Consider the following 25,366-nt stretch of genomic DNA (forward strand, 5'->3'; position numbering starts at 1 on the left):
GAAGCATTAGATTCTCCTGCTATAGAGTGGTTCTCGCGCGCAGAGCCGCCGTCAACGTGCCCTCATCAAGGTAATCCAGCTCGCCGCCCACCGGCACGCCGTGGGCAAGGCGGGTAATCTTCACTGGCAGGTCCGAGAGACGATCGGTGATGAAATGGGCCGTCGCCTGACCTTCGACCGTGGCATTCACCGCCAGAATGATCTCACGAATGCCGCCTTCGCTCACCCGGTCAATCAGGCTTTTGATGTTGAGATCATCCGGTCCCACGCCATCCAGAGGGGAGAGCGTACCGCCGAGAACATGATAGGCCGCATTCATGGCGCCCGCCCGTTCCAAAGCCCAGAGATCGGCGACGTCTTCCACCACGATGATGACGGACTGGTCACGACGGTCGTCGGTGCAAACCGTGCAAGGGTCGCTGGTATCCACATTGCCGCAGCGGGAACAGACTTTCACCTTGTCGTAAGCCTCGCCCAGAGCAAGGCTCAGCGGCCCCATCAATTGCTCGCGCTTCTTGATGAGGTGAAGTGCTGCACGGCGGGCTGAACGGGGGCCAAGCCCCGGCACCTTCGCAAGCAACTGGATGAGTTTTTCGATTTCCGGACCGGTAACACGTTTTGCCATGAGGCGCTTTTAGACGATAAGAGTGGGCAACGGAATCCGAACTTTGGGACCTTCTCGATGAAAGTCAGCGCAATTTGCCTTGGTAGGCCCGAACGTTTGCCCGGCAAGAGCTACAAGACCGGCATCAACAAGCAGCCGGTAAGCTATCCGGTCCATGTGGATGAAAACGGGCTGGTGGGTGATTCGATCTGCAATCGAAAATACCACGGCGGCCATGAGCAGGCGGTCTATCTGGAAGGGGGCAAGACCCTTTCCTGGTGGGCACAAGAGCTTCAGCGGGAGATAGCGCCGGGCCTGTTCGGAGAAAATCTGGTCATTGACGGATTGGAGAATGGTGACGTTTGTGCCGGAGACCGTTTCGTCTTTGCCGGAGGCGTGGTTCTTGAGGTAACCTCGCCCCGCGTGCCTTGCAGCACTTTCGCCGCGCATATGCAGGATCCCCTGATGGTAAAGCGGTACACGGCAGCCGCTCGCCCCGGCATCTATTGCCGCGTTCTGACAGGCGGGACCTTCTGCGCCGGGGAGGACGTTCTGTTCGAGCCCCATGTGGGGGAACGGGTGCGGATTGCGGATGTGATGGTTTTCCAGCCAAAACGCATGACGCCGGAACAGAGAGAGCGATATCTGCGTGCGCCTCTCCATGCCGGCATGCTGTCCCAGCTCAAGGAGCCGATATGAAAAAGGGCCGCTACCGCGACCCTTGAGATTGTTCAGAACGGCAGCTTCATGCCGGGTGGCAGCGGCAGGCCAGCGGTGACTTCCGCCATTTTCGCCTGTGCCTGGGCTTCGCCCTTGTCCTTGGCATCCTTATGCGCGGCAACGATCAGGTCTTCCAGGATTTCCACCTCGTCTTCCTTGAACAGCGAAGGGTCAATCTTCACACCGCGCATCTCGCCCTTGCCGTTCAGCATAACGGTAACGAGGCCGCCGCCAGCCTTGCCTTCGATTTCAAGGGCAGCGATATCCGCCTGCACCTTTTCCATCTTGGCCTGCATTTCCTTGACCTTGCCCATCATGCCCATGATGTCGCGCATGTGCCTGCTCCTTTTCGTAATCGTTATCAGATGTCCAGATCGTCGCCGGGCAGGATGTCGCCTTCCTCGGTTTCGATCACTGCGGGAGGTTGAATGTCCTCCGCCTCATCCTCCGCCGTCACCTTGATGCGGACGTCGGTAATCTTGGCGCCGGGAAACTGGGCGAGGATGGCGGCAACATCCGGATCGGCGCGGGCATCGGTCAGCCGCGCTTCGCGTGCTTCGCTTTCCACTTCCGCCAGCGTTTTCTGCCCCGGCTCGCGGCTGAGGATCACCATCCAGCGGATTTCGGTCCATTCCTCAAGCCGCTTCTGCAAATCCCCGACAATGGTCTTCGGCGCTTCGGGCGGGAGGTTGATTTCAAGGCGGCCCGGCTCCATGCGCACCAGACGCACATAGGTGCGAAGCAGGGCCTTCAACTTCGGATCGCGGTTGGCGGTGCACAGTTCGGCGATATCCGAAAGCGAATTGATGGCAATCTTCGGCGCCGGTGCCTCGGCTCTCGGCTTGCTTTCCACCTGGCCCAGGATGGCAGGCGAGGCCTGCGGGGAGGGAACGGCCTGAAGGCGCGCCGTGGGCTGGCCGCTCGGCATCGGCGATCCGGCAGTCTCGACAGCTCTCGCCGTTGCACCGCCTGCGCCATTGAAGCTGGCGCGCGCACCGCCTCCATTGCCGGAAGGCATGGCAGAGCCGGGGCTCGGGCCGCCATTGGCGAGCATCTCGGAAACGCGGCGTGCGGCATCTTCCGGCGAAGGCAGGTGGGCCGCGTGTGCAAGACGGATCAGCACCATTTCCGCAGCGCCCGCCGGACGCGAAGAGTTCTCCGCTTCCGGAATGCCCTTGAGCAGCATCTGCCACATGCGCGATAGCGTCGTCACCGCCACCGAGCTCGAGAAGTCAGCACCGCGATTGCGCTCCACTTCACTCAGCGAAGGGTCGTCCGCCGCATCGGGAATGTATTTGATGCGCGTCACCAGATGGGTGAAATCGGCCAGATCCGTCAAAACAACAACCGGGTTTGCGCCCGCTTCGTATTGCGCGGTGAATTCCTTCAGCGCTGCCGCCACATCGCCTTTGACGATGTGATCGAACAGATCGACAATCCGCGCGCGATCGGCCAGTCCCAGCATGCTGCGAACGGTTTCCACCTCCACCCGTCCACCGCCATGGGCAATGGCCTGATCGAGGAGGGAGAGGCCATCGCGGGCAGAGCCTTCCGCGGCACGCGCGACCATGGAGAGCGCCTCAGGATCGAAGCTGACCTCTTCCTTGCCGAGAATGGTGGAGAAAAGCCCCACCAGATCCGCAGCGCTGATGCGGCGCAGATCGAAGCGCTGGCAGCGCGACAAAACCGTGATCGGAACCTTGCGGATTTCCGTGGTGGCGAAGATGAACTTCACATGTTCCGGCGGCTCTTCCAGCGTCTTCAACAGACCGTTGAAGGCCTGTGTGGAAAGCATGTGCACTTCGTCGATGATGTAGACTTTGTAGCGCGCCGAGACCGGGCGGTAACGCACCTGCTCGATAATCTCGCGAATATCGTCGATACCGGTATGCGAGGCGGCGTCCATCTCGATCACATCGACATGGCGGCCTTCCATGATGGCCTGGCAATGTTCGCCGGGAACGCGCAGATCAATGGTCGGCCTGTCGATGTCGGGTGTCTTGTAATTCAGCGCGCGGGCAAGAATACGCGCCGTGGTGGTTTTGCCCACGCCGCGAACGCCCGTCAGCATATAGGCCTGCGCAATGCGCCCGGTCTCGAAAGCGTTCGTCAGCGTGCGCACCATCGGCTCCTGGCCGACCATGAGGTCGGAGAAGTCCTTCGGGCGATATTTGCGCGCCAGAACGCGGTAGCCGGTTTGTCCTGAAGTCGTCGGCCCGGTGTCGCTCATAAAGTGCCGCCAGCCTGTCTTGGGCCAATCGATCCCCGGCTGAAGCTTTCAAGCAGACCGGAGGCTGACCGAAACGTCGAAAATAAGGTGGGAGGCTGGCACGGCGACCCGTGCCGGGCTCGTTAGGGCTGCTTCCTTCCGGACCTGACCCGGTTGGCGAGTGGCTCGTCCACCACCAACCTCCCGAGGCACATATCGTCGTTTCCCAAACCAAATGCAAGCCAAGCCGTCAAAAAACTGCTAGCAAGTTTGCGTAATCAGGAGATGATCGTGACTGAATTCGTGCTGGATGCCCGACTGGAAAAGGATTCCGAGCTGGTGACACACCTGGGCCTGTGTCAATTGCGGCTGATGAAGGATGCACGCTGGCCCTGGCTGATGCTGGTGCCGCAACGCGCCGATATGGTGGAAAGCTTTGAACTTGCGCCACTCGATCAGGCCATGCTGACCTTCGAGACCAATCTGGTGGCGACGGCGCTGAAGACTGTCACCAAGGCCAGGAAGATCAATATCGGCGCCATTGGCAATGTCGTCTCCCAGCTTCACGTGCATGTGGTGGCCAGGCATGAGGGCGACGAGAACTGGCCGAGGCCCATCTGGGGGCATGGTTTGGCCACGCCCTGGAATGAAGACGAAAAGAAGTCCTTTCTTCAATCGCTCTCCAAAGAGCTTTCCGCATGACAATCTCCCTTTTCGACACGCAGGCACCGCATGAGGAGCCGAGTCGGTTGACGGCCTTTTCCGGCAATCGCCTGAACCGGGATACCGAACATCGCCTCGCCGATGCCCTGGAACGCGCCTTGTCGGTTGCAGGTGCCCACCGCATCGCCATCTCGGGCAACCGGATCGTCCTGAAGCAGAAGGTCGCGGGTTTCGATCCGCTGTTTGCTGCCGCCGAATTGCAGGATCTGCAGCCGGATTATGCGAATGCGGTTCTTCTCGGCCACACGCAAGACGGGGAGCCGCGTCTCGTCGTTCCGGTTCTCAAAGCGGGGGAGGAGCTGGAAGCGCTCTACACGCTGACCGATGCCCGAAGCGCGTTTCGCGATGGGCTGCTCGATGAAGCCATGCTGGGGGCCCTGGCACAGGGCTTGAGCCTTCTGGCGTGGAATGCGGCCAATCGTTTCTGCGGCAAATGTGGCACGCCTTCGCACAGCGAGCTTGGCGGCTACAAGCGAATCTGTCCGAATTGCGGGCATATGATGTTTCCGCGCACCGATCCGGTCGTCATCATGCTGACGGTGGATGTGCAGCGCGATCTTGCTCTGCTCGGTCGCGGGCATCATTTTGCTGCGGGCATGTATTCCACGCTTGCAGGCTTCGTGGAGCCGGGAGAGACGATTGAGGATGCCGTTCGCCGTGAAACGCTGGAGGAATCCGGCATTCGCACGGGTCGTGTCCGCTACCATGCCTCGCAGCCCTGGCCCATGCCACATTCCCTGATGATTGGCTGCTATGCCGAGGCTCTCGATTGCGAAATCAGCCGGGATGAGCAGGAGCTGGCCGATTGCCGGTGGTTTACCCGCCAAGAGGTGGCGTCCATGCTGGAGGCAGACCCAAGCGGCGAAGGCCCCTTCGCCCCGCCGCAAGGTGCCATTGCGCACCGGCTGATGCGCGATTGGGTGGAGTGGAAGCGCTAACCTCTACTCCATTCTCAAGAACATCACGCAGCGCTCAGCGTGCCGCGCATCGGGTGGCCGCGATAGACGCCGAGAATGCGGACCTTCTCGGAGAAGAAACGCAATTCTTCCAGTGCACGGCGCACCGGCGCATCATCGGGGTGCCCCTGAATGTCGGCATAGAACTGGGTGGCGATGAATTTGCCGCCGATCTGGTAGCTCTCCAGCTTGGTCATGTTGATGCCGTTGGTGGCGAAACCGCCGAGCGCCTTGTAGAGCGCGGCTGGAATATTGCGCACGTTGAACACGAAGGTGGTCACCAGAACATCCTGCTCATCGCGCCGTGCGGTCCAGTGTTCATCGCGTGAAAGCACAACGAAGCGCGTCACGTTATGCTCTGAATCCTCGACATTTTCCTGAAGGATCTCGAGGCCGTAGAGGCTGGCTGCCAGACGCGGAGCAAGCGCTGCCATGCTCCGGTCTCCCTTTTCGGAGACCAGTTTCGCCGCGCCCGCCGTATCCCCGGCAACGACAGCCTTCCAGCCGTTCGATCGAATGATCTTGCGGCACTGGCCGAGCGCGTGGATATGGCTGTGAACAGTGCGGATATCGTCCTGTTTCACGCCGGGCAGAACCATCAGCTGAAAGCGGATCGGCATGAAATATTCGCCAACGATGTGCAGCCTGGATTCCGGCAGCAGATGGTGAATATCGGCAACGCGTCCGGCCAGCGTGTTTTCGATGGGGATCATGGCCAGATCCGCGTCGCCGCTTTCCAGCGCCACGAAGGCATCCTCGAATGTCGGGCAGGGCAGCGGCTCCATGGTCGGAAACATGTCCCGGCAAGCCATGTCGGAATTTGCGCCGAAATCGCCCTGGAAGGCGATGCGATTGGTGGTCTGAACCATAAACTCTGTCCGATTGTTATAATGAGCGGCTGGCGAGGATCGCTCGAGCCTTTTCAAGGTCTTCGGGAGTATCGACACCGAGGGGGATGGAGTCAACGATCTCGACATCGATGCGCATTCCGGCTTCAAGGGCACGAAGCTGCTCCAGGCGCTCCCGCGTTTCCAGCACGGAAGGCCCAAGCGAAACGAAGCGTTCCAGCGCCGCGCGCCGATAGGTGTAAAGCCCGATATGGTGATAGAGCGGGCCGGGGCCAGTCGGAGCCGTCGCGCGGGTAAAGTAAAGTGCTTTCAACCGCGTATCGGAAAGGGGCGAACCGACAACCTTGACGATGTTCGGGTTTGCCTTGTCCGCCTCGTTGTCGATTTCCACCGTCAGTGTGGCAATATCCACGGCAGGATTTTCCATAGGGCGCAAGGAGGCGTGAACGGCATCGACCTCGATGGTCGGCAGATCGCCCTGAACATTCACCACGTATTCTACCTTGCCGTCCGGGTCTGCAGCCGCGACCGCTTCAAAGATGCGATCGGAGCCCGACTGATGATCCTGCCGGGTCATGACGGCCTCAAATCCCGCTCCCTTGACGACATCCAGCACGCGCTGGTCATCCACTGCAACGATCACGCGGCCAACATCGGCCTCTCTTGCGCGATGGGCAACCTGCACGATCATCGGCAGTCCGTTCAGGTCAGCCAATGGCTTGCCCGGAAGGCGCGTCGAGGCCATTCGAGCCGGGATGAGAACGAGCGTCTGGTTGAAGGCCGGATTGCGCATGAATTTCTCTTCGTATATGCCGCGTTCAGAGTGAAGACTTAGGGAGGCAATTGGTCTCAGGGGGCGCGGATGTGATTCAGGTTGCACCGTTCTCGCAAAAGACATAGCTTCCCGATGAATTCAAGGTGGGACACCTGTGATTCCGGCGGGTGGGCCGGCGGGTGGGAAGGAGCTTTTCGCGGATGAATGCCTATACAAACATGGCTGTGGGGGCCTTGCTTGGCACTGTCTTCGTCATGATGTCAGTTTCGATTGCCTCGGAAGGGCTTTTCCATTCGGAAACGCCTGAAAAACCGGGCTTCGTGATTGCAGCTGAGGAAGCGCCGAGCGCTGGTGGTGAAGCGGCCGCTCCGGCAGCTGTTCCGATTGCACAATTGCTGGCCACGGCAGATGCCAAGGCGGGCGAAACCGTTTTCAAGAAGTGTCAGGCCTGTCATAGCGGAGAGAAGGGCGGACCGAACAAGGTCGGTCCTGATCTCTGGGCCATCGTAAACCGCCCGATTGCTGGTCATGAGGGCTTCAGTTACTCAGCAGCCCTCAAGGATTTCTCCAAGGGCGGCTCGGTAACGTGGGATTATGAGCATCTGAACCACTTTCTGGCCGCACCGAAGGCTTATGTTCCGGGAACGGCCATGGGCTTTGCCGGTGTGAAGAAAGATGACGAGCGTGCGAACCTGATCGCCTATCTGCGGAGCCTGGCTGATGAGCCTGCACCGCTGCCAGATCCGGCTGCGGCACCGGCAGCTGCACCGACGAACTAGAGCATTTCCAGGAAAAGCGTGCTGCGGTTTTGCGCGCTTTGCCAGCCGATTGAATAACCTGAAAAGGCCCGGTTTATCCGGGCCTTTTTGCATGGTGCCGGCTCAACTGAGCAGCCAGGCCCAGAAGCTGACGGTAAAGACACCGAGAAGCGTCGTCATGCTGATGACCGAGGCGGCCAGTCCGCTGCCGGAGCGAAAGCGGGTGGCGATGATCCAGGCATTGATGCCGGTCGGCACGGATGAGGTCAGCACCATGGCTGCGGCCCAGGCCTTTGGCAGGCCAACCAGATGGGCAACCAGATAGACGGCGGCCGGCAAAAGCATCAGCTTGAGCGCAGACAGCACAAAGGCCAGGCCGATCTGCCCACGCAGCGGATATTTTGTCAGCGTCATGCCAAGCGAAAGAAGTGCGGCTCCTGCCGTGATGCTGGCGATCTGGTCCACCACGCTTTTCAGAATGACCGGCAGATGGCCGAAGCCTGACAGGTTGAAGGCAATACCGACAACCAAAGCAATGACAAGCGGGTTGCGGCTGAGATTGCTGCCCACTTGTTTGAGCACAGCAAGAAGGCTGCGTCGCCCTCCACCATCAACCTTCGCACTCGCATGTTCCATCAGCACCGTGCCGACAATCATCATCAGCGGCAGGTGGATGGCCAGCAGAATTGAAATCGCGAGAATGCCGTCGGTCCCGACGGAGCGTCCGACGAGTGGCAGGCCGATAAATACGTTATTGGCAAAAGCGCCGGACATGCCTGCAATCACGCCAATCTTGGCGTCGCGGCCAAACAGCTTTGTCGCAACCAGATGGCCGGCGGCCCAGGTCACTGCAACCCCGCCGAAATAGGCAATCCAAAGCATGAAGGGCGAGGCGCCGCCAAATTCCGCTTCTGCCAGGGTGCGGAAGATGAGGGCAGGCAGGGCAACCTTGAAAACGAATTCCGCAATGGCATCGCCCGCTTCGGAGGTCATCACGCCCGTACGGGCAATCGTCCAGCCGATGAGGATCAAGAGAAAGACGGGGGCGACATTGATGAAGACTGCAGACAAGGAGAGATGCTTTCAGGCGTCAAACACAGACCGGGGACACATCCGGTCTACTTCATTCATGCCATTCGCACAAATGAAGCTTGCAGCCATACCGAGCATGACCTGAAAGAAGGGGGACCGGAACCGCTTCGCGTCAGTGCATCCGTGAACAACGAAGCGATCCGATGAGGCAAGCTATATCCCGCACAGGTGACAGAGGCATGACAGGCTGAGAAATAGCCAGAATTCAGCCTTTTCATCGGCAACGAAATTCTTCATACAGGGCCGACGAAAGCCAAGGAGCACGGCACCTTTCATGAGCAAGTTCGACGTTCTGACCATCGGTAATGCCATCGTGGACATTCTTGCACGGTGCGAGGACAATTTCCTGACCGAGAACGGCATCATCAAGAGCGCCATGAACCTGATTGACGCAGAGCGCGCCGAGCGGCTTTATTCGCTCATGGGTCCAGCCCATGAAGCCTCCGGTGGCAGTGCCGGCAACACGGCGGCAGGCGTTGCAAGTTTTGGAGCGCGTGCTGCCTATTTCGGCAAGGTCGCCGAAGACGAGCTTGGCAAGATCTTCCGCCACGACATCCGGGCGCAGGGCGTGCATTTCGAAACCAAGCCGCAGGGAAAATTCCCCCCCACTGCGCGGTCCATGATTTTTGTCACGCCCGATAGCGAGCGTTCGATGAACACTTATCTGGGGGCCTGCGTCGATCTGGGGCCGGAAGATATCGAGCCGGATGTCGTGGCCGAAGCCAAGGTCACCTATTTCGAGGGTTATCTCTGGGATCCGCCGCGCGCCAAGGAGGCGATCCGCGAATGTGCCCGTATCGCCCATGAGAATGGCCGCGAAGTGTCGATGACCCTCTCGGACTCCTTCTGTGTCGACCGGTACCGCGATGAATTTCTCGATCTGATGCGATCCGGCACGGTCGATATTGTCTTTGCCAACAAGCAGGAAGCGCTGGCGCTCTACGAGACGGATGATTTCGAACTGGCTCTGTCCAGCATCGCCAAGGATTGCAAGCTGGCGGCTGTCACCATGAGTGAGGAAGGTGCGATCATTCTGCGCGGACAGGAGCGCGTGAAGGTGGATGCCATCGCCATCGAGCGTCTGGTGGATACCACGGGCGCTGGCGATCTCTTCGCGTCCGGTTTCCTGTTTGGCTACACGGCCGGTCGTTCGCTGGAAGATTGCGGCAAGCTGGGCTGCCTGGCGGCTGGCATCGTGATCCAGCAATTGGGACCGCGCCCCATGCTTTCGCTGAAGGACGCCGGCATCGAGGCGGGCCTTATTTAAAGGCCTCGCCGGGATAGGCACCCCAGATCTCACCCTGTGAGACCCAGCCTTCCACATTGCCTGCCTGTGCCTTGCACCAGTCGCCGTTGCATTCCTTGATGCGCATGATCACGCCCGGCTCCAGCTTGGCAACGGTCTGTGCGGAACTTTGCGGCTCACGGCGCATGTTGACGAAGACATCCTTGCCTTTGCCGCGCATCCAGGGTGCGGCAACAGCCGTGCGCTCGCCAGACAGCAGGGCCTGGTTAACCCAGCCTTCGGTGCCCTCGGCGTCTCTCACGCGCCGCCAGTTTTCATATTCCTGAATGATCTCCATGGGCAGGCCCTCACGGGTATACATCCAGGAGACCGCATAGTCGGTGCTGGGACCGATGCGGATGTTGACGCGGCGCGATTTCAGGCTGACGAAACGCGGAAGAGGCAAGCCGCTTGCACCCTTGGCTGTGCCTTGCGCCTGAACCGGGTAGTCCTCGGTGACGGCGCTCATGGATGTGACCACTAGAGCCAATATTCCCGCAAGGCAGGACGTTTGAAGGAAACGGCGCATATATGTACTCTCGAGATCCTCAGATGTTCGCGAAGACGAACCACTCGCTACAGGAGGTTTGGCGGGCTATCGAAACGCCGTGCGAGGTTTTATTTGTCTTCCCCGCCGGGTCTGGTAGAAATCGCCTGATCCGCCGAATGTCGCCTATCTTGGTTAACGACCTCTGAACGCGTTTCCGAAGGATGCTCATGACTGCCAGAAAGAAACCCAAGGTCTACATTACCCGCAAGCTGCCCGATGCGGTGGAAACGCGCATGCGCGAGCTTTTCGAGGCTGAGCTGAACATCGATGATCGGCCGCGCACACAGGCAGAGCTTCTGGACGCAGTGAAAACGGCAGAGGTTCTCGTTCCGACCGTGACGGACCGGATCGATTCGGTGCTCATTGAAGCCGCTGGTCCGCAATTGAAGCTGATCGCGTCCTTTTCCAACGGTGTTGATCACATTGATGTGGATGCGGCGGCCAAGCGCGGGATCACCGTCACCAATACGCCGAATGTGCTGACGGAAGACACGGCCGACATGACCATGGTGCTGATCTTCGCCGTACTGCGGCGTCTGATCGAGGGCTCCAGAGTTCTGACGGAAGATCCAGCCAGCTGGGCCGGCTGGTCTCCCACATGGATGCTGGGACGGCGAATCGGCGGCAAGCGCATCGGCATTGTCGGCATGGGCCGCATTGGCACGGCCGTTGCTCGCCGCGCCAAGGCATTCGGCCTCTCCATTCACTATCACAATCGCAAAAGGGTCAATCCGGCAACCGAAGAAGAGCTGGAGGCAACCTATTGGGACAGTCTCGACCAGATGCTGGCGCGGGTGGACATTGTTTCCGTCAACTGCCCCTCTACGCCCGCAACATTCCATTTGCTCTCTGCGCGTCGTCTTGCCCTGATGCAGCCGAGCAGCATTATCGTGAACACCGCGCGTGGCGATATCATCGATGAGGCCGCACTGATCCAGCTTTTAAAACAGAGCAAGATTGCCGGTGCTGGATTGGACGTGTTCTCGAACGAACCCCTGGTCAACCCCAAGCTGCTGAAGCTTGCCCATGAGGGCAAGGCGGTCCTGTTGCCGCATATGGGATCTGCCACCATTGAGGGCCGGATCGACATGGGCGACAAGGTCATCATCAATATCCGCACCTATTTCGACGGTCATCGACCGCCCAACAGAGTGCTGCCGAGCCGGCTCTGAGGGATTGCGCCCCGATTTCCGCTCTCTGACGCTCAGCCATAAATCCAGTTACCGCATGCGGCCGTATACCCAATCGAAACACGAAGGGAGGCACCCGATGATGAAGGGTTTGGCTTCGGTGACGATGGGGCTTGTCATGCTGACGATGACGCAGACTGCGCATGCGGCGGATCTTTCTCTTGAAACCTATTTCGCCGGAAAGACGAAGGCGACCGGTTCGTTCAGCGCCATCAACGGGGTGCGACGCCAGTTCGATGTCGACCTGACCGGCAAATGGGATGGAAAGACGCTGACTTTGCGCGAGGATTTTCGCTATTCCGATGGCGAGCGCGATACCAAGACCTGGCGTTTCACCAAGATCGGTCCCGGCAAATATACCGGCACGCGGGAAGACGTGATCGGCACCACGACGGTGGAGATTGAAGGTAAGGTCGCGAAATTTAACTACCTTGTGAACCTTGGCACGGACGCCAAGCCCAACAAGGTGCATTTCTACGACCGGATGGAACTTCAGCCGGATGGAACGCTGGTCAACACGGCCTGGGTCACGAAGTTCCTTTTCCCGGTCGCAAAAACCAGGGTGATCTTCAGCCGTTGACCGGCTGAAGATCCTTGATCATCTCGATGAAGGTGACCCGATCATAGCCGGGGTGCGATCGGTCAGCCGATTTTCGGAAGCCATAGGACGCAAATCTCTTATGGTTTTCGATAAGTTCGATCCGGGTTTCGAGCCGGAGAGATGGAAGCTGACGCTGAGTGGCCTCCTCTTCTGCCTTCGCCAAAAGAGCGCGTCCGGCGCCCTTGCCTTGAGCCGATGAGGAAACCGCAAGCTTTCCGACATAGAGGAAGGATGGCGGTTCCGGCCTGCAGAAGATGCAGCCGATCAGCGCGTCTTCATCGGTGGCAAGAAAGCAGATTTCGTCTTTTGCCTTTTGCGCAAGGCTTTCCAGCGTCAGCCGATGCGCCGAGGACGGCGGATCGATCCGCCCGTCCATATAGGCGAAGGCTGACATGATAAGGCCATGCAAGCCCTCCCAATCGGAGAATGCCGGGGAAATCCGTTCGATCTTCACTTGTTACGATCTCCTGCGTCGATAGCGGATGGTGTTGAAGCTCGCGGCCAGACTGTCATAGCTCAACAGCCTGCCGACCAAAGGTTCGCCAATGCCGGTGATGAGCTTGATTGCTTCCATCGCCATCAAGGTTCCGATGACGCCGGTAAGCGCGCCGATGACGCCGGTTTCCGCGCAGTTCGGTAGCAGGCCCTGCGGCGGCTTGATGGGGAAAAGGTCGCGGTAGCTGGGGTTCAGCACGCCTTCCTCGTCCAGCTCATAGGGTTTCAGCACGGTGACTGTGCCATCGAACCGGCCGACAGCACCGGTGACGAGGGGAACCTTCGCGGCTTCCGCAGCATCGGCGGCTGCATAGCGCGTATCGAAGTTGTCGGAACCATCGATCAGAAGGTTGAAGCCCTTGAGGTGCATTGCGGCAAAGCCTTCGCTGAAACGTTCCTCGAAGCGAACCACCCGCACATGCGGGTTGAGACGCGCTATGGCCTGCGCCGCGCTCTCCGTTTTCAGATCGTTCAGCGTGCCGCTGTCGTGAATGACCTGCCGCTGCAGATTGGACAGCGAGACATGATCATCGTCGGCAATGCCAAGCGTACCGACACCCGCCGCCGCCAGATATTGCAGGATGGGCGCCCCAAGCCCGCCAGCGCCAATCACAAGAACGCGGGCAGCCTTAAGCTTCTGCTGTCCTTCGCCGCCCACTTCGGGAAGCAGGATATGGCGTTTGTAGCGTTCGATTTCATCAGGTGTCAGAGCATTTGTCATGGGTCAGTCTACGAATGAAGAAAAGGGTCAGCCAAGGATCTTGCCCTGGCTTACGGTGAAAAATTGTGCGCGTTCTCCCAGCGCCGAGAACATGGCGCGGTCGGTGCCGGTCATGAAGGATTGGCCGCCCAGATCGTGCACCAGATCGAACAGGGCGGCGCGGCGGCCCTCGTCCAGATGAGCCGCAATCTCATCGAGCAAGAGAACCGGCGCGCATCCGGTCATATCGCCGGTCAGTCGCGCATGGGCAAGAATGAGCCCGACCAGCAAAGCCTTCTGTTCGCCTGTCGAGCAACGCTCCGCCTCCATGTTCTTCTCCCGGTGCCGCACCAGAAGATCCGCACGATGGGGACCGACCAGCGTGCGGCCCGCGGCAGCATCACGGTGACGGCTTTCCTGAAGGATTGAGCGATAATCCTCCTCCAGTTCGGCAAAAGGCTTGCCCCCCGCCTCATCCAGAAAGCCGGAGAGCGAAAGATCGGGCGAGGGGAAGGGTGTCTCGCTGCTTCGGGCAATGAGAGCCGTCAAAAGGTCGAGCATTTCCCGGCGTGCGGCGGCCATGGCAATGCCAAGTTCCGCCATCTGCACCTCGATGCCCGTCAGCCATGCCGGATCGAACCGTCCTTCCGAGAGAAGCCGGTTGCGGCTGCGCATGGCCCGCTCATAATCCGCCGCCCGTCGTCCATGAGCTGGATCGAGCGACAGGACCAATCGGTCGAGAAAGCGCCGCCGATCCGAGGAGCCGCCGGTGAAAAGGCCATCCATGGCGGGCGTCAGCCAAAGGACATTCAGATGATCCGTCAGCTCCTCGACCGATTTCGCGGGCGTGCCGTTCAGGCGCAGCCTGCGGCCAGTTGCCTCTTCCTGAGCTTCGACGCCGGTGCCGATGGCGACTTCACCTTCCCGGCCTTCGAGATTGGCGAAGACCGAAAAGCCGCCTGCCGCACCCACACGGGTGACATCCGCCAGGACAGCGCGGCGAAGACCGCGGCCGGGCGACAGAAAGGAGACGGCCTCCAGAAGATTGGTCTTGCCCGAACCGTTATCGCCGGTGAGCACGACATGGCGATCATCCAGCGAAAGGCCGACATCCGCATAATTGCGGAAATCCGTCAGCTTCAATCGGGTGAGATAGGTTTTCTGCGCCATCGTGCTTCGCATAGAGTTGAAATCTGGAGCTAAACCTTTGTGACACCCAAGGCAAGCAGCACCTTTCAGCCTCATGCAGAGCGGACGCGCCACGGTTGAAGGCAGACTGCAAATTTGCATGCGGCAGATGGAAAATTGCGTGTTATCCTGCCACTTCCGGTTTATCTGTTCGCGGGAGGTGGAGATGAGCAATTTTGGTGAATTGACACCTGAAGAAGCCAAGGCCGACCATTGGCACATGCTGCGGTTTCTCGCCGTCAATGCGGCTCTTGGATTTCTGTTCGGACTTTCCGTTGCCGTTGCCCTGGTCTGGCTGGACGTGGCCGGACTTGGAACGCGCATTTTCCGCTCCAACAATCCCTGGATGGTCTTCTTCATTCTTTCCGTGCCGATGGCATTTACATTTTCCGGTGCCGTCACCGGTTCAGCTGTCATGCTGATGCCCTACAAGCGAAAGAAGGATCTCTGACCCCGCAGGCTTTGCAGCCCTGTCTGACTGAGGTATGGGACGCCATGAGCGAAAATCCAATCTCCGAAAACGAACGCATCACCCGGCTGGAAGAAACGATTGCCTATCAGGCAAAGACGATTGACGAGCTTTCGGAACAGCTTGCCGAGCAATGGAAAGTGGTCGAACAGACCCGCGCCAAGCTTGACCGGCTGACAGAGCGTTTCCTCTCGCTGGAAGAGGCTTCGCTGGAAGCGCCCGCCATTACCAAGCCACCGCATTATTGAGAGCATCATGCAGCCGATAGGACAGGACGACGCCTTGGCCGTGACCCGCTTCTGGCGCGAAGCAGGGCGGGAAAAATGGTTCGACAAGGATGCCGCCTTCGATGACCGGTTTCATGACGCGTTCCGCGATCTTCATTTCGCGGCTGCCCGGCGCGAATTGAGCCACTGGTCAGAGACGCCGGAAAGCGCGCTGGCCCTGCTTCTTCTTCTGGACCAGTTTCCGCGTAACTGCTTTCGCCATACGGCCCATATGTATGCGACAGACAGTCTGGCGCTTCATTATGCGCGCATCATGCTGGAGGCCGGGCGTGACCGGCAGATTGACGAAGAGCTGAGGGTGTTCTTCTACCTGCCTTTCATGCATTCGGAAGATCTGAGTGATCAGGACCTGTGCTGCAAGCTCTGCGAACCGCTGGATGAGAACACCCGCAAACATGCGCAGGAGCATCGCGATATCATTGCGCGGTTTGGACGTTTCCCACACCGGAATCATATCCTTCTGCGTGAAACCACGCCGGAGGAACAGGCGTTTATGGATGCGGGCGGTTTTGCCGGGTAGGAAGCGCCCTCGCTTTCGCTTTTCAAAGAACAGGCATGCGCCACTCATCACGCGGTTCGGTGAACCCGTGGCATAGAGACTGTCAGGCCGGGGCGCTGAAAGCTGCCTCGTATGGTAGTTGGTAAGTGACACCTCTCAGCGCCCCGTTCAGCGGTTTTTGCACGCGACTCCGGTCTCTCTGCCTGGAATGATGGGGAAGCCCTTTGACCGCCGCCTGACCGGAAACCGGCCGGACTACAGACGGCGAAGCCTGACCCTCACCACTCCCCATGTGTGCCGCACAGGCACGCCCGGCGCGCTCCTTCGGAGATGAAGGGACAGGCTGACGTCCGACGCCTGACCGCTTCCCCCGTTGTCGCCAGAGGGAGACCATTTTCCGCGTACCCGGACATGAGGGTTTTGCGTCTTGCCCCTCCCGCCCGCGCCGGCCCCGCATCGCCAGCACGCCTGCTGGTGTAACCGTTGCGGAACGGGCAAATTGAAACACAGGTTTGGGCGTGGCGTATGGAAAAACGCTAAGTGGTTGATTGGGTTGGCATGGGGACGGCGTGCGTGCGCGGTGGGAGGGATGGTCGTGGGTGCATGAGGGGAGAACTTAGGGCAGCTTTGGCGTGTGGTTGCTAGGTGTGCTTCCCGCATTTGTTCGCTACGATTGACAGCTTTGCGTCAGATGCGGACATTGCACGAGCCAAAGCGCCACTTGTTCTTTGCGTGGTACGGAGATGTTCGAGGACCAAGCCATTGAACATAACAGTCCGCGCGGCGAGTTATGCGTCCTGTGTGCGAAGTCCGAAGGTTGCTAATCGCGGAAAAAAATCTCTAAGTCCGCGAAAATGTCTCGTACACTTGGTGGAATGTCAGACGAGATCATTTCATCGACCACCCTGGTTTCTGTTATCGTGACTCGAAATTCGGATTGTATCTCGCTTGCAATCTTCGAGAAGGCATCTTTGCCTGGCACTTTAGCCCTTCGAAAATCTGGCTGCTTCCAATCCCGCCCGAATTGCTCCAATGCCGAAGAAAAGACGCTGGGCAAATTTGCTTTCGGTTTGTTTGCCAGTTCGTGTTCAACGATCTTGGCCGCAATCTTCTGCGACGTTTGTTCTTTGAAGGCCTCCAGCACCGAGTCATAAATGAACGCCACTCTTGCCTCCCATCCGGCAGATAGTGGACCACTTGCATGCTTGCCGACGGCCTTTCTGATGGCCTCTGGAACGAGTAATAGGTTCTCGATCTCCTTGAATGGGAGTACGTGGCAACGAACGTCGCTTCCCATAAGTTCGTCGATGAATTCCTGAACTTCCGCGTCGCTCCGATAATCCCGATCGAACAGGGACGCAACCTTAACGTCAAACCCAAAGAACTCTTTGAACACCCACGCCGACGTGGAAACCCTCGTCCAATTGGCGAAACCATCAGTCTTCATAGGGGTAACAGACGAGTCTGACAAAAATTCGGAAGCGCCTGCGACTTTGCCCAACTTCGCGAGCAATCGCATGTCTTTGCCTTCGACATAAAGAACTTTTTTGGTACGGGCAAGGCGCGCGAACTGGGCGTTCTCAGAGCTTCCAATCGCGTTGTAAACCGAAGAAAAATCATCCTCATTTCTGATGCGCTTCGCCGATCTAGCGCCAGGTCGAAGGATCAGAACATCGCCTGGATCAGCAGCATTAATTATTTCGGTAGAATGAGTTGCAATGAAATACTGTCCTACCCTCTCGGAAACGATCTTTAGAAGCCGATGCTGCAAATCAGGGTGCAAGTAAACGTCTGGCTCATCAAGAACAAGGACGGAGTTTTGCCCCGCATTTCGAAGATGCATCATTGTCTGCATCCAGACTTGAAAGCCGAATCCCGCCCATTGTACCTCCCGGACTTTTGAACCATCACGGAAATACATCCTTACAATGACCTTTCCGTCAGCCCTTTCAAGCTCAGGCTTTTTGATTCTCAGACCGGGCCATCCGAGTGCAACGAGCTCTGCGAACGCCTCGAACTCGCTATCGTCCTGTCGATACCAAAACGTGCGGAAGCTCCGGCTTGCAAGGCGACCGAAACGATTCCGCTCGACAGTATCTTCCGTGACGAACTCTTCATTTTGCTCCAACGGGCTGAGCGTTGGCACTACAACGATATCCAGCGGAAATGCTTTCTTGAGAACACCAGCCGATCGTTGAACTCGAATATCTGAGACTACAAAGCATTCGACGTCCCCATCGGGGGGAATATTCATCTTCAATACCGAGCCGTTTGCAATTTTTATATGAATTCGCGCAGGGCCGTCTTCAAAGTTGTGAACGCAATATCTAAGGTCACTTTGAATGACTGTGGGTGGCACCAGATAGGTCGGACAGACCCCGTCTATTCCCTGCGATTTCAACTCGGGTTTCCTGCGGTTGGCAAATCGCAAGACATCGAAAGCAATTCGAAGCGCATCTAAGGATGTCGACTTACCAATATTGTTCGGGCCGACGAGGACGTTTCTGTGCCTCGCGGATATACTGAAATGCGGGTACGTCTTATAGTCGAAGAATTCCAAGGATTTGATGAGCATGGGCAGCGGAGAGTGATTTGACGACTTCACCCGTTATAGGCGTGATTCTGGTTGTCTAGCTACAAAAATGTCCCCCTCTATCTAGCGGCAGCGAACGCACGAGCGGTCGAACCGATAATCCCTAGGGCGATTTTTTTACTGGCACATCGATCAAGCAGCTCCAGATGTCCAAGGAACGACCGCTTCGGGCCGATGGCGGTCCTCGCTTGAGAGCTTGCATGTTTGCCCTCAACCTGAACCGACTGCGATAGAGTGCCTGAGGGAGCTAATTCTTTGCAGGTTCGGTGGTGGAACGGTGCCCTGGCCATGTTCATCGGAAAACTGCAACCGATGAAACGCGGTCAGGATTTAGTTCCGATGCATTCGACCCATGCTCAAAGGAGAAGCCTCAAGGCGCGTTTACCGCGCCTGAGGCTCTGGTTTGAGGCAGTGTATTCTGGCCCTTTGCTTTGGGCTTGAGGAGTGTTCGCAGCTCAAAACGTGCAACGGCTAAGTTTGTCGGCTACGCCGTCGCAGTTGGCTGCGCCCCGGCCCTTCGCTTTGGGCTTGAGGAGCGTTCGTCACTGCAATCGATTCACTGGATCGATTGCTCGGTCTTCGACCGCCCGTTCCTGGCTTCGCCCCGGCGCCTCGCTTTAGGCTTGAGGAGTGTTCGTCACTCAAAACGTGCCACGGCTAAGTTTGCCGGCTACGCCGTCGCAGCTGGCTTCGCCCCGGCGCCTCGCTTTAGGCTCGGCGCGTTCGCTGCTAAAATCGATTCACTGGATCGATTTTACCGGGCGCTTTGCGCCCGGTCGCAGCTCACCCCTCAAAAAATTCCTTCATCCGGGCGAAGAAGCCGGTGGATTCGGGATTGTTCTCCTTGGACGAGATTTCTTCGAATTCCTGAAGGAGTTCACGCTGACGCTTGGTGAGCTTCTGCGGTGTTTCGATCTGGATCTGGATATAGAGATCGCCTGTCTGCGACGACCGCAGCACCGGCATTCCCTTGCCCTTCAGGCGGAACTGCTTGCCCGGCTGCGTGCCTTCCGGCACGGTCACACGGGACTTGGTTCCATCCAGTGTTGCCACATCGAAGGTGCCGCCAAGCGCTGCCGTCGTCATGGAGATCGGAACCGTGCAGTACAAATCAGCGCCATCCCGCTGGAAGAACTGATGCGGCTTGACCGACAGGAAGATGTAAAGATCGCCCGACGGACCGCCACGCGCACCGGCCTCGCCTTCGCCCTGCAGGCGAATGCGCGTACCATCCTCGATACCCGACGGGATGTTGACCGAGAGCGAACGCTCTTCCGTCACGCGGCCCTGTCCATGGCACTTGGTGCAGGGATCGGGAATGATCTGGCCACGGCCATGACAGGTTGGACAGGTGCGCTCGACCGAGAAAAAGCCCTGGCTTGCGCGCACGCGCCCGGAACCTTGGCAGGTGCCGCAGGTTTTCGGCTGTGTTCCGGGCTTGGCACCCGAACCGGAGCAGACATCGCAGGTGACCGCGGTTGGAACGCGGATCTGCGCCGTCTTGCCCGTAAAGGCCTCTTCCAGCGAAATCTCCATGTTGTAACGGAGATCGGCACCACGCTCGCGGCCACCGGAGGACCGGCGCGCACGCCCGCCACCCATCATTTCGCCGAAGATGTCTTCGAAAATGTCGGAGAAGCCGCCGGCACCAAAGCCGCCTGCGCCGCCACCGAAGCCGCCGCCACCCATGCCGCCCTGCTCGAAGGCTGCATGGCCGAAGCGGTCATAGGCCGCGCGCTTCTGGGGATCCTTCAAGGTCTCGTAGGCCTCGTTGATCTCCTTGAATTTCTTCTCGGCTTCCTGATCGCCCGGATTTTTATCCGGGTGATACTTCATCGCCAGCTTGCGAAAGGCGCTTTTCAGCTCCTTTTCGTCAGCTGTCCGGCCGACACCCAGTGTTTCGTAAAAGTCAGCTTTTGCCATGAAGATTCCGGCTCCCGAAAGGGCTCCGGCTGCGCAAGGGCAGCCGGACACTCAACGCGTTACATTCAGAGACTGACGTGACGGTCAAGCCGACTTCTTGTCGTCCTTGATTTCTTCGTAGTCCGCATCGACGACGCCGTCATCGGCCTTGCCGCCTTCGCTGCCAGCTTCTGCCTGCTGTGCCTCGTAGATGGCCTGACCAAGCTTCATGGATGCTTCCATGAGCGCCTGCGTCTTGGCCTGGATGTCCTCGGCATTCGGCTCGGAAGCTTCGATTGCCGTCTTGAGGTTGGCAATGCCGTCTTCGATCGCCTTGCGGTCGCTTTCAGAAACCTTGTCGCCATATTCCTGCAGCGACTTTTCCGTCGAGTGAATCAGGCTTTCCGCCTGGTTCTTGGCTTCTACGCCCGCACGACGCTTCTTGTCTTCCTCGGCATGCGCCTCGGCATCCTTCACCATCTTTTCGATGTCTGCATCAGACAGACCACCGGAGGCCTGGATGCGGATCTGCTGCTCCTTGCCCGTGCCCTTGTCCTTCGCAGACACCTGCACGATGCCGTTCGCATCGATATCGAAGGTGACTTCGATCTGCGGAACGCCACGCGGTGAAGGCGGAAGACCAACGAGATCGAACTGACCGAGCAGCTTGTTATCGGCCGCCATTTCACGCTCGCCCTGCGAAACACGGATCGTCACGGCCTGCTGATTGTCTTCGGCAGTCGAGAAGACCTGGCTCTTCTTCGTTGGGATTGTCGTGTTACGGTCGATCAGACGCGTGAAGACGCCACCGAGCGTTTCGATGCCGAGCGACAGCGGCGTGACGTCTAGAAGCAGAACATCCTTCACATCGCCCTGCAGAACGCCCGCCTGGATGGCAGCGCCCATGGCGACCACTTCATCCGGGTTAACACCCTTGTGCGGCTCCTTGCCGAACAGCTGCTTGACGACTTCCTGCACCTTCGGCATGCGGCTCATGCCGCCAACCAGAACCACTTCATCGATTTCGGAAGCGGAAACGCCAGCATCCTTCAGGGCTGCCTTGCACGGTGCAACCGTGCGCTGGACGAGATCATCCACCAGGCTTTCGAACTTGGCGCGGGTCAGCTTCAGTGTCAGGTGCTTCGGACCGGAAGCATCTGCCGTGATGAAGGGCAGGTTGATTTCCGTCTGCTGCGAGGACGACAGCTCGATCTTTGCCTTTTCGGCAGCTTCCTTCAGGCGCTGCAGAGCCAGCTTGTCTGTCTTCAGGTCGATGCCGTTGTCCTTCTTGAACTCGGCTGCGAGGTACTCGACCAGACGCATGTCGAAGTCTTCACCACCGAGGAAGGTATCGCCATTGGTGGACTTTACTTCGAAGACGCCGTCGCCGATTTCCAGAACCGAGATATCGAAGGTGCCGCCGCCAAGGTCGTAGACAGCGATGGTCTTGCCATCCTTCTTGTCCAGACCGTAGGCCAGCGCTGCTGCCGTCGGCTCGTTGATGATGCGCAGAACTTCAAGACCAGCGATGCGGCCGGCATCCTTCGTGGCCTGGCGCTGCGCGTCGTTGAAGTAGGCGGGAACGGTGATGACGGCCTTCTCGACCTTTTCGCCCAGATAGGCTTCCGCAGTTTCCTTCATCTTCTGAAGAACCATGGCGGAAATCTGCGACGGGGAGTAGCCCTTGCCATTCGCCGTGACCCAGGCATCGCCATTGTCGCCGCGCGAAATTTCGAAAGGAACCAGAGCCTTGTCCTTTTCCACGGTCGGATCGTCATAACGGCGGCCGATCAGGCGCTTGACGGCAAACAGCGTGTTGGTCGGGTTCGTGACGGCCTGACGCTTGGCCGGCTGGCCAACGAGGCGCTCGCCGTCATCGCTGAAGGCGACCATGGAGGGTGTGGTGCGCGCACCTTCGGCGTTTTCGATAACCTTCGCGTCCTTGCCGTCCATGACGGCGACGCAGGAATTGGTTGTGCCAAGGTCGATGCCAATTACTTTTGCCATTTCTTCTCTCTCCTTTAAGCGAACTGTCGGAACCCCTTCAAAGGCATTCCACTGACAGTTCCTCGACTGGGATGGATTCGCAGCATCGGCTGCTGTCATGCGGCGTATATAAGGACCGGTTTTTCCGACTGCAAGGCGGGAACGCCCGCCGCCAGCACCAAAAAGTAACTGCCATTCGGGGTTTTCTCCCACAGCCGCAAGGGCCTGCCGCGCCAGTTGATGCGCCGCCTGCCGAAATGCCTCCGGGAGAGCCCTTTCACTGGCCCATGATGATGTCGAAAAGCGTGGTATCGCGGGGAGCGCGCCGCGGCGAGCCGCCGCCGATATCTCCCGGTGGTACCGGACCTTCCAGCACGGCATCCGGCGGTGCGCGCCCTTCCAGAACCGCATCCGGCGGCACAGGGCCATCCTGCGGCCCGCGATATTCCCGGTAATCGCGATAGTCCCGCTGCGGAACATCGCCCGGCGGCACCGTATAAGGATCGTTGCGCGGCTGCACCGCACGCTGCTGAACGGGCGGATAGGCAGGCTGGTTCCGCTGCTGGTAAACCGGAGGTTCCTGTTGCGGATAGGCTTGCGGATCATCGGCAGGCGGATAGGCCGCCTGGTTCTGCGGCATGGCACCTTCCGGCGGCGCATCGGGCGCAGGCGGGAAATCCTCATTGGTGGACGGACCGCCGCCTGGCAGAACGCCGGAGAGGAAGTCACCGAGCGTGGTCTGTGCCTCCGGTGCAGCCGGGCGAATGCCGACGCCGAAGAGAGGTGTTGGCTTGTAGCCCTCCAGCGCCGCCGTCATGTAATTTTTCCAGGTGCGGGCCGGAAGCCCGCCGCCCGTCACCTTCTTCATTGGCGTGCCGTCATCGTTTCCGAACCAGATGCCGGTCGTCATGGTGCTGGTAAAGCCGACGAAAATGGCATCGCGGAAGGATTGCGTGGTGCCGGATTTGCCCGCCGCCTGCCATTTGGCCAGCTGTGCCGCGCGGCCTGTGCCTTCCGTCATGACGCGGTTCAACATGCCATTCAGGTTGGCCACGACCTGTTCGCTGAGGACGCGTGGCGGACCGGAATAATCCGCCTCATAGAGAACCTTGCCGCTATTGTCGGTGATTCGGCTGACGAGATGCGGCGTGGCCTTCATGCCGCCATTCATGAAGGCGGCATAGGACGCGGTGAGTTCGACAAGCGTGACTTCCGACGTGCCAAGCGCGATGGAGGCATTGTCCTGCAGGTCGGATTCGACCCCCAGCCGATGGGCGAGCGAGATGACATTCTTCGGCCCCACCTGCATCACCAGCTGCGCCGCAATCGTGTTCAGCGAATGGGCAAGCGCCGTGGAAAGCGTGACCTGCCCACGATATTTCTGATCGTAGTTTTCCGGTGTCCAGGTGCCGATCTTGACGGGGCCATCCGTCATGATCGTATCGGGCCGGTAACCTGCTTCCAGCGCTGCGGCATAGACAAAGGGCTTGAAGGCCGAACCCGGCTGGCGCTTGGCCTTGGCTGCACGGTTGAACTGGCTATCGGCATAATCGCGCCCGCCGACCACGGCGCGGATCGCACCCGTTGCATCGACGGAGACGAGGGCGGCCTGCGAAGCGTTGACCTTCGCCCCTTCCTTTTCCAGCGCCTCCGTCAGAGCCTTTTCGGCGTCCTTTTCAAGACGCAGATCCAGCGTGGTCTGGACATTGATATCGGTCTTGACCTCACCCAGGATCGATTTGACCTCATCCATCACCATATCGGCGGCATAATGCTCAGCGCCGCTCCAATAGCGCTTGGCTTTGGCCGGAGGCTGCGACATGGCGGTCTTGATTTCATCTGCCGTGATGTAGCCTTCCTCGCGCATGGCACCCATGACCACTTGCGCACGCTCTTCCGCGGCCTTCGGATCCCGCGCCGGAGAAAGCCGGGTGGGTGCCTTGAGAAGGCCTGCGAGTGTCGCCGCTTCGGCCAGGTTCACATCGCGGGCGGATTTGCCGAAATAGCGCTGTGAGGCGGCTTCCACACCATAGGCGTTCGAACCGAAGAACATCCGGTTCAGATATAGGGCGAGGATCTGATCCTTGGTGAACTTGTGCTCCAGCCAGAAGGACAGGAGGACTTCCTGGATCTTGCGCTCGAAGGTGCGCTCCGGCGAAAGAAACAGGTTCTTCGCCAGCTGCTGCGTGATCGTCGAGCCGCCCTGAATGCTCTGGCCGGTGAGATTGTTGACGAAAGCACGCGCAAGACCCAGAGGATCGACGCCGAAGTGATAGTAGAAGCGCCTGTCTTCAATGGAAATCACCGCCTGGGGAATGAAGGGCGACATTTCCTCCAGCGCTATGGCTTCGCCGCCCGTGGTGCCGCGATTGGCAACCAGAGTGCCATCCAGCGCGGTGATCTTGACGTTTGGCGGCCGGTCGGGAATGGCCCAGGTGCTGGCCGAGGGCATTTGCGCCGCATAATAGGCAACGAGACCGCCAATGCCGATGGCCACCCAGATGCCAAGCACGATGCACCAGTAGATGAGCCTGCGGATCGAGGCGAAAAGGCCTCTGCGGGCCGGCTTGGCGCGCTTTGGCGCACGACGGCGCTTGCGGGCGGGACGCTCGTCCTCCTCCTCTTCATCGTCGTCTTCGAAATCATCGAAATCCCGTTCGATTGCGCGTTTGCGCCGGGGCGGATCCTCACGCTCTTGACGTGTTCTGCGCGGCTGCGCGCGACCGGAAATGCGGTCATCGGCGTCAATCCGAACTTCATCTTCTGCCCGTTCGTCCGATCCGAAGGACGGCTCAACGCGTTCGCCCGATTTCTTTCCCGATGCCATGTACCCCGGTCGTGCTCCCCAGCTCGAACATCATGATCCGCGACATCCAGAAGGACATCACCGTTTTGTCTTCTCCATGCGTGGAGTTGGCGCTTTTCGCAATGATTTA

24 protein-coding genes and 1 other RNA gene are annotated in these 25,366 nt (G+C 59.0%); 10 read left to right on the forward strand and 15 right to left on the reverse strand.

The window, feature by feature from the left end; all coding sequences use genetic code 11:
• Positions 1–19: 19 nt before the first annotated feature.
• The gene (gene recR / locus ACFSE1_RS03555) at positions 20–625 is read right to left on the reverse strand and encodes a recombination mediator RecR (RefSeq protein ID WP_377396671.1); all 606 of its coding nucleotides are present in this window, start codon (positions 623–625) and stop codon (positions 20–22) included.
• A gap of 57 nt (positions 626–682) precedes the next feature.
• Here recR and ACFSE1_RS03560 point away from each other — a divergent pair, with 57 nt between their 5' ends.
• On the forward strand, positions 683–1,303 hold the full coding sequence (locus ACFSE1_RS03560) for an MOSC domain-containing protein (protein ID WP_377396673.1): 621 nt from the start codon (positions 683–685) through the stop codon (positions 1,301–1,303).
• Positions 1,304–1,335: 32 nt separating this feature from the next.
• On the opposite strand, the gene ACFSE1_RS03565 is transcribed toward ACFSE1_RS03560, so the two are convergent.
• From ACFSE1_RS03565 to ffs, 3 genes are all read right to left on the reverse strand, one after another.
• Positions 1,336–1,659: a YbaB/EbfC family nucleoid-associated protein gene (locus tag ACFSE1_RS03565; protein ID WP_377396675.1), complete on the reverse strand. Its 324-nt coding sequence runs from the start codon at positions 1,657–1,659 to the stop codon at positions 1,336–1,338.
• 26 nt (positions 1,660–1,685) lie between these two features.
• Entirely contained in the window at positions 1,686–3,554 is a 1,869-nt protein-coding gene (locus ACFSE1_RS03570) for a DNA polymerase III subunit gamma/tau (RefSeq protein WP_377396677.1), read from the reverse strand.
• Between the two features lie 87 nt (positions 3,555–3,641).
• An RNA gene (ffs, locus tag ACFSE1_RS03575) (signal recognition particle sRNA small type) lies at positions 3,642–3,738 on the reverse strand.
• An 80-nt stretch (positions 3,739–3,818) separates the two neighbouring features.
• On the opposite strand from ffs, the gene ACFSE1_RS03580 reads away from it, so the two are divergent.
• Positions 3,819–4,235 (forward strand): HIT domain-containing protein, encoded by a 417-nt coding sequence (locus ACFSE1_RS03580; protein ID WP_377396679.1) that lies wholly within the window; start codon positions 3,819–3,821, stop codon positions 4,233–4,235.
• Positions 4,232–5,194, forward strand: coding sequence for an NAD(+) diphosphatase (gene nudC, locus ACFSE1_RS03585; RefSeq protein ID WP_377396681.1), 963 nt, complete (start codon positions 4,232–4,234; stop codon positions 5,192–5,194). Before ACFSE1_RS03580 ends, nudC begins: the two co-directional genes overlap by 4 nt.
• 23 nt (positions 5,195–5,217) lie before the next feature.
• On the opposite strand, the gene ACFSE1_RS03590 is transcribed toward nudC, so the two are convergent.
• Positions 5,218–6,081 carry a prephenate dehydratase gene (locus ACFSE1_RS03590; protein ID WP_377396683.1) on the reverse strand — a complete coding sequence of 288 codons (864 nt, stop codon included), beginning with the start codon at positions 6,079–6,081 and terminating at the stop codon, positions 5,218–5,220.
• A 16-nt stretch (positions 6,082–6,097) separates the two neighbouring features.
• The gene (locus ACFSE1_RS03595) at positions 6,098–6,853 is read right to left on the reverse strand and encodes a 3-deoxy-manno-octulosonate cytidylyltransferase (protein WP_377396685.1); all 756 of its coding nucleotides are present in this window, start codon (positions 6,851–6,853) and stop codon (positions 6,098–6,100) included.
• A gap of 182 nt (positions 6,854–7,035) precedes the next feature.
• Here ACFSE1_RS03595 and ACFSE1_RS03600 point away from each other — a divergent pair, with 182 nt between their 5' ends.
• Positions 7,036–7,614 carry a c-type cytochrome gene (locus ACFSE1_RS03600; protein WP_377396687.1) on the forward strand — a complete coding sequence of 193 codons (579 nt, stop codon included), beginning with the start codon at positions 7,036–7,038 and terminating at the stop codon, positions 7,612–7,614.
• Between the two features lie 102 nt (positions 7,615–7,716).
• Here ACFSE1_RS03600 and ACFSE1_RS03605 read toward each other — a convergent pair whose 3' ends face one another.
• Positions 7,717–8,664, reverse strand: a complete 948-nt coding sequence (locus tag ACFSE1_RS03605) for an AEC family transporter (protein WP_377396689.1) — start codon at positions 8,662–8,664, stop codon at positions 7,717–7,719.
• 295 nt (positions 8,665–8,959) lie between these two features.
• On the opposite strand from ACFSE1_RS03605, the gene ACFSE1_RS03610 reads away from it, so the two are divergent.
• A complete protein-coding gene (locus ACFSE1_RS03610; protein ID WP_377396691.1) occupies positions 8,960–9,952 on the forward strand; it encodes an adenosine kinase in 993 nt (330 codons plus the stop codon).
• Here ACFSE1_RS03610 and ACFSE1_RS03615 read toward each other — a convergent pair.
• Positions 9,945–10,499: an SH3 domain-containing protein gene (locus tag ACFSE1_RS03615; protein ID WP_377396693.1), complete on the reverse strand. Its 555-nt coding sequence runs from the start codon at positions 10,497–10,499 to the stop codon at positions 9,945–9,947. The genes ACFSE1_RS03610 and ACFSE1_RS03615 overlap by 8 nt on opposite strands.
• Before the next feature lie 188 nt (positions 10,500–10,687).
• Between ACFSE1_RS03615 and ACFSE1_RS03620 the strand changes: the two genes are divergently transcribed.
• Complete coding sequence (locus tag ACFSE1_RS03620) at positions 10,688–11,692, forward strand: 2-hydroxyacid dehydrogenase (RefSeq protein WP_377396695.1); 1,005 nt, start codon at positions 10,688–10,690, stop codon at positions 11,690–11,692.
• 100 nt (positions 11,693–11,792) lie between these two features.
• Complete coding sequence (locus ACFSE1_RS03625; RefSeq protein WP_377397219.1) at positions 11,793–12,290, forward strand: DUF3833 family protein; 498 nt, start codon at positions 11,793–11,795, stop codon at positions 12,288–12,290.
• Here ACFSE1_RS03625 and ACFSE1_RS03630 read toward each other — a convergent pair.
• From ACFSE1_RS03630 to recF, 3 genes are all read right to left on the reverse strand, one after another.
• On the reverse strand, positions 12,280–12,705 hold the full coding sequence (locus tag ACFSE1_RS03630; RefSeq protein WP_377397222.1) for a GNAT family N-acetyltransferase: 426 nt from the start codon (positions 12,703–12,705) through the stop codon (positions 12,280–12,282). The two genes, ACFSE1_RS03625 and ACFSE1_RS03630, sit on opposite strands and share 11 nt — an antisense overlap.
• 63 nt (positions 12,706–12,768) lie before the next feature.
• Positions 12,769–13,527, reverse strand: coding sequence for a molybdopterin-synthase adenylyltransferase MoeB (locus ACFSE1_RS03635; protein WP_377396697.1), 759 nt, complete (start codon positions 13,525–13,527; stop codon positions 12,769–12,771).
• A 27-nt stretch (positions 13,528–13,554) separates the two neighbouring features.
• Entirely contained in the window at positions 13,555–14,676 is a 1,122-nt protein-coding gene (recF, locus tag ACFSE1_RS03640) for a DNA replication/repair protein RecF (protein ID WP_377396699.1), read from the reverse strand.
• Positions 14,677–14,860: 184 nt separating this feature from the next.
• Here recF and ACFSE1_RS03645 point away from each other — a divergent pair, with 184 nt between their 5' ends.
• Genes ACFSE1_RS03645 through ACFSE1_RS03655 form a run of 3 tightly spaced genes read left to right on the forward strand, consistent with a single transcriptional unit; the run spans position 14,861 to position 15,970 of the window.
• Positions 14,861–15,145, forward strand: coding sequence for a hypothetical protein (locus ACFSE1_RS03645; RefSeq protein ID WP_377396701.1), 285 nt, complete (start codon positions 14,861–14,863; stop codon positions 15,143–15,145).
• Between the two features lie 44 nt (positions 15,146–15,189).
• Positions 15,190–15,411: a SlyX family protein gene (locus ACFSE1_RS03650; protein WP_377396703.1), complete on the forward strand. Its 222-nt coding sequence runs from the start codon at positions 15,190–15,192 to the stop codon at positions 15,409–15,411.
• A gap of 7 nt (positions 15,412–15,418) precedes the next feature.
• Positions 15,419–15,970, forward strand: a complete 552-nt coding sequence (locus tag ACFSE1_RS03655) for a DUF924 family protein (protein ID WP_377396705.1) — start codon at positions 15,419–15,421, stop codon at positions 15,968–15,970.
• A gap of 799 nt (positions 15,971–16,769) precedes the next feature.
• Here the strand turns inward: ACFSE1_RS03655 and ACFSE1_RS03660 are convergent.
• The 4 genes from ACFSE1_RS03660 to ACFSE1_RS03675 all read right to left on the reverse strand — a co-directional run bounded on the left by ACFSE1_RS03660 (position 16,770) and on the right by ACFSE1_RS03675 (position 25,257).
• The gene (locus tag ACFSE1_RS03660) at positions 16,770–18,350 is read right to left on the reverse strand and encodes an ATP-dependent nuclease (RefSeq protein WP_377396707.1); all 1,581 of its coding nucleotides are present in this window, start codon (positions 18,348–18,350) and stop codon (positions 16,770–16,772) included.
• A 975-nt stretch (positions 18,351–19,325) separates the two neighbouring features.
• Positions 19,326–20,465 carry a molecular chaperone DnaJ gene (dnaJ, locus tag ACFSE1_RS03665; protein WP_377396709.1) on the reverse strand — a complete coding sequence of 380 codons (1,140 nt, stop codon included), beginning with the start codon at positions 20,463–20,465 and terminating at the stop codon, positions 19,326–19,328.
• A gap of 84 nt (positions 20,466–20,549) precedes the next feature.
• Positions 20,550–22,451 carry a molecular chaperone DnaK gene (gene dnaK, locus ACFSE1_RS03670; protein ID WP_377396711.1) on the reverse strand — a complete coding sequence of 634 codons (1,902 nt, stop codon included), beginning with the start codon at positions 22,449–22,451 and terminating at the stop codon, positions 20,550–20,552.
• Between the two features lie 256 nt (positions 22,452–22,707).
• Positions 22,708–25,257 (reverse strand): transglycosylase domain-containing protein, encoded by a 2,550-nt coding sequence (locus ACFSE1_RS03675; protein WP_377396713.1) that lies wholly within the window; start codon positions 25,255–25,257, stop codon positions 22,708–22,710.
• Positions 25,258–25,366 lie beyond the last annotated feature (109 nt).

It is taken from the genome of Affinirhizobium helianthi (assembly GCF_042680945.1).
GTDB classification, from domain to species: Bacteria; Pseudomonadota; Alphaproteobacteria; order Rhizobiales; family Rhizobiaceae; genus Neorhizobium; species Neorhizobium helianthi.

Coding starts and splice junctions, on each gene's coding strand:
- dnaK (WP_377396711.1), bottom strand. CDS start 22,451: ATGGCAAAAGTAATTGGCATCGACCTTGGCACAACCAATTCCTGCGTC.
- ACFSE1_RS03570 (WP_377396677.1), bottom strand. CDS start 3,554: ATGAGCGACACCGGGCCGACGACTTCAGGACAAACCGGCTACCGCGTT.
- ACFSE1_RS03610 (WP_377396691.1), top strand. CDS start 8,960: ATGAGCAAGTTCGACGTTCTGACCATCGGTAATGCCATCGTGGACATT.
- ACFSE1_RS03560 (WP_377396673.1), top strand. CDS start 683: ATGAAAGTCAGCGCAATTTGCCTTGGTAGGCCCGAACGTTTGCCCGGC.
- ACFSE1_RS03675 (WP_377396713.1), bottom strand. CDS start 25,257: ATGGCATCGGGAAAGAAATCGGGCGAACGCGTTGAGCCGTCCTTCGGA.
- recR (WP_377396671.1), bottom strand. CDS start 625: ATGGCAAAACGTGTTACCGGTCCGGAAATCGAAAAACTCATCCAGTTG.
- ACFSE1_RS03635 (WP_377396697.1), bottom strand. CDS start 13,527: ATGACAAATGCTCTGACACCTGATGAAATCGAACGCTACAAACGCCAT.
- ACFSE1_RS03645 (WP_377396701.1), top strand. CDS start 14,861: ATGAGCAATTTTGGTGAATTGACACCTGAAGAAGCCAAGGCCGACCAT.
- recF (WP_377396699.1), bottom strand. CDS start 14,676: ATGGCGCAGAAAACCTATCTCACCCGATTGAAGCTGACGGATTTCCGC.
- ACFSE1_RS03625 (WP_377397219.1), top strand. CDS start 11,793: ATGAAGGGTTTGGCTTCGGTGACGATGGGGCTTGTCATGCTGACGATG.
- ACFSE1_RS03650 (WP_377396703.1), top strand. CDS start 15,190: ATGAGCGAAAATCCAATCTCCGAAAACGAACGCATCACCCGGCTGGAA.
- ACFSE1_RS03595 (WP_377396685.1), bottom strand. CDS start 6,853: ATGCGCAATCCGGCCTTCAACCAGACGCTCGTTCTCATCCCGGCTCGA.
- ACFSE1_RS03565 (WP_377396675.1), bottom strand. CDS start 1,659: ATGCGCGACATCATGGGCATGATGGGCAAGGTCAAGGAAATGCAGGCC.
- ACFSE1_RS03655 (WP_377396705.1), top strand. CDS start 15,419: ATGCAGCCGATAGGACAGGACGACGCCTTGGCCGTGACCCGCTTCTGG.
- ACFSE1_RS03600 (WP_377396687.1), top strand. CDS start 7,036: ATGAATGCCTATACAAACATGGCTGTGGGGGCCTTGCTTGGCACTGTC.
- ACFSE1_RS03580 (WP_377396679.1), top strand. CDS start 3,819: ATGATCGTGACTGAATTCGTGCTGGATGCCCGACTGGAAAAGGATTCC.
- nudC (WP_377396681.1), top strand. CDS start 4,232: ATGACAATCTCCCTTTTCGACACGCAGGCACCGCATGAGGAGCCGAGT.
- ACFSE1_RS03615 (WP_377396693.1), bottom strand. CDS start 10,499: ATGCGCCGTTTCCTTCAAACGTCCTGCCTTGCGGGAATATTGGCTCTA.
- ACFSE1_RS03590 (WP_377396683.1), bottom strand. CDS start 6,081: ATGGTTCAGACCACCAATCGCATCGCCTTCCAGGGCGATTTCGGCGCA.
- ACFSE1_RS03620 (WP_377396695.1), top strand. CDS start 10,688: ATGACTGCCAGAAAGAAACCCAAGGTCTACATTACCCGCAAGCTGCCC.
- ACFSE1_RS03630 (WP_377397222.1), bottom strand. CDS start 12,705: ATGTCAGCCTTCGCCTATATGGACGGGCGGATCGATCCGCCGTCCTCG.
- dnaJ (WP_377396709.1), bottom strand. CDS start 20,465: ATGGCAAAAGCTGACTTTTACGAAACACTGGGTGTCGGCCGGACAGCT.